2 protein-coding genes and 1 pseudogene are annotated in these 2,118 nt (G+C 49.0%); 2 read left to right on the top strand and 1 reads right to left on the bottom strand.

The annotated features are described in order from the left end of the window. Both CF137_RS21690 and CF137_RS21685 read left to right on the top strand, forming a co-directional pair. On the top strand, nucleotides 1-778 hold a 778-nt coding region (locus tag CF137_RS21690), incomplete at its 5' end, for an IS3 family transposase (RefSeq protein WP_139721617.1). A gap of 6 nt (nucleotides 779-784) precedes the next feature. After that, nucleotides 785-924, top strand: a pseudogene (locus CF137_RS21685) (IS5/IS1182 family transposase); the annotation flags it as partial. A gap of 302 nt (nucleotides 925-1,226) precedes the next feature. Here CF137_RS21685 and ulaR read toward each other — a convergent pair. Further along, entirely contained in the window at nucleotides 1,227-2,006 is a 780-nt protein-coding gene (gene ulaR, locus CF137_RS21680) for an HTH-type transcriptional regulator UlaR (protein WP_139721615.1), read from the bottom strand. Between the last annotated feature and the right edge of the window lie 112 nt (nucleotides 2,007-2,118).

Here is a 2,118-nt window from a genome sequence, read left to right as displayed (position 1 = left end):
AACGGCTCAAAAGTGTCTAGAGAAGCCGGGGCGATTCATACAGCAACGCAGCGAGTTGCGCCGGTTGTTCAAAGAGAGCAGGAGCTCGGCAGGCAGCCGCGCCTTGATGTCGATGATGCGGGAGTTGGGGCATCAGATTGGTCGATACAAAGTACGTAACCTGATGAAGGAAGCCGGGCTGGCATCCAAGCAGCCGGGCGCACACCGTTATAAGGTGGCACGGTCTGAACGACCGGATATTCCCAATCTGCTGGCCCGCGAATTTGATGCTCCGCAGCCCAATCAGGTGTGGTGTGGCGATATCACCTACGTCTGGGTCGGTGGTCGTTGGCATTATCTGGCAGCGGTGCTCGACCTGCATACCCGACGGGTCGTGGGCTGGGCGATGTCTGACAAACCTGATGCAGAATTGGCAATCAAAGCACTGGAGATGGCCTATCAGCAGCGGGGTTGCCCATCAGGCGTGCTGTTTCACTCTGATCAGGGCAGCCAATATGGCAGTCGGGCATTTCGACAACGACTGTGGCGCTATCGCATGACCCAGAGTATGAGTCGGCGTGGAAACTGCTGGGATAACGCCCCGATGGAGCGGTTGTTCAGAAGCCTGAAGTCAGAGTGGCTGCCGGCAATGGGATACATGAGCGTGCGGGAGGCAAAGCGGGATATCAGTTATTACCTGATGGATTACTACAACTGGCGGCGTCCACATCAACACAATGACGGGATGCCGCCAGCAAAAGCCGAAGATCGGCCTAACCAAGTGTCCGGATTTAGTTGACCACTACAGGGGCACCCAAGAAATGAGGCGGTGCTGGTGATGCACAAGGAGGGGCTAGCGCACTGNNGGGAGAAGTCATGGCGTATGTCAGCGCTATAAACAAACTGAATACCCTTGGTCTACCTGTCAGAAAGCCCCGAGTGTAGCGGTCACCAGGGGCTGGGGACGTTGTGACCTGATGGCTGATTTGGGAAACAACGCCGTTTCTCGCTATACATCAGGCCTCCAAGAAATGGACCATGCCAATCCAGAATTGGACGCTTGCCCTGAATCGCTTTATTATCAAATTCGGTGATCGCCTGAACGGTCACCTGTGATGAAATGGGCAGTTACACAGAATTATTTACAGGCTCAGGCCCAAAGTTAGCGGTCTCGTGTGGCTGATTGTCTGATTTAGGAAACAACGCCCCATTAACGCCTTCAAGGAGCCAATCTACGCAGGTTCATGTTAGACGATAACAATAGATACGCCAGCATCTCTCAGTGCTGATAGTGTCTCTTCGTCTGCTCCGACATCTGTTATTAAAGTATCTAATTCAGATGCACATGCCAGCAGTTTTCCTCCATGTTTACCTATCTTGCGGCTATCGACCAAAGCAACTAAGCGGTCCCCATATTCCAATAGTTTTTTCTCGGCCATGTAAACCAACAAGTCTGAGGTATAAACCCCAGCTTTTGACACTCCAGTCCCAGTGAAGAATACAAAACGGCTAGAGTGATCATCTGCAGTTTCTGCATCTGGTGAAATCATAATGTGGCGTTCTGGTAAATACTGTCCGCCCAAAATGATCAAACTAGGATGATTGCACTGGATCAACTTATAGGCAAGTGGCATAAAGTTGGTGACAATTTGAATGTCTTTTCCACCAAGATGCTTATAGAGTAAAAAGGTCGTGTTACTGCCGCTTATCACTACGCTATCGCCCTTTTCACACATAGCAGCGGCTGCTTGAGCGATACGGGATTTTGCTTGGTAATTATCAATGTCTTTTTCTGAGGGAATGAAATGAGAAGCAACATGGGACTGTTGCTTAGGCTCATCTTCTTGAAAAATGACTTCGGCTCCATTGCGGATTTTTGTCAATTTACCATCTTCTGCCAGTTTTGTTATATCACGACGGGCTGTTGATAGAGAGATATCAAGCATCTCAACGTAGTCGTTGGTGCTTATATATGTGTGATTTTTTAGATACTCCAAAAGCCTTCTATGTCGCTGTATTTCATTCATAGTTAAGTCCATTGTTTTTTTGATATTGATAGATTTTGACCGAATTTGACGTTTGTTGCAATCAAAAAACGAAGCCTGATTACCCATGACCTGAATCGCCCCGGCTTATCTA

Source organism: Aeromonas sobria, from assembly GCF_006243315.1.
GTDB lineage: Bacteria > Pseudomonadota > Gammaproteobacteria > Enterobacterales > Aeromonadaceae > Aeromonas > Aeromonas sobria_A.
The sequence above is the reverse complement of the archived record's forward strand: the minus strand, read 5'-3'. Positions and strand labels throughout refer to the sequence as shown.